Genomic DNA, 307 nt, shown 5'->3' with positions numbered 1-307 from the left:
TGTCTCAGCAAGTGCCAGTGCTTCAGCATCAGTAAGCCTGAGCCAGTCAGTTTCAACAAGTGAATCAGCTTCAACTTCATTGAGCACCAGCCAGTCTGTATCAGTAAGTGCCAGTGCTTCAGCATCAGTAAGCCTGAGCCAGTCCGTTTCAACAAGCGAATCGGCTTCAGCCTCATTGAGCGCAAGCCAGTCCGTTTCAACAAGCGAGTCTGCTTCAGCGTCATTGAGCTTGAGCCAGTCTGTTTCAGTAAGTGCAAGTGCTTCAGCGTCATTGAGCGCAAGCCAGTCCGTTTCAACAAGTGAGTCT

1 protein-coding gene is annotated in these 307 nt (G+C 50.2%); it reads right to left on the bottom strand.

Features of this window, described 5'->3' with window-relative positions; all coding sequences use genetic code 11:
- On the bottom strand, positions 1-307 hold a 307-nt coding region (locus SCRDD08_RS12070), incomplete at both ends, for a hypothetical protein (RefSeq protein WP_269139724.1).

Origin of the sequence: Streptococcus cristatus, from assembly GCF_001578775.1 — a bacterium.
Lineage (GTDB): Bacteria > Bacillota > Bacilli > Lactobacillales > Streptococcaceae > Streptococcus > Streptococcus cristatus_A.
Note: the sequence above shows the minus strand (reverse complement) of the source record. Positions and strands in the feature narration are given on the sequence as shown.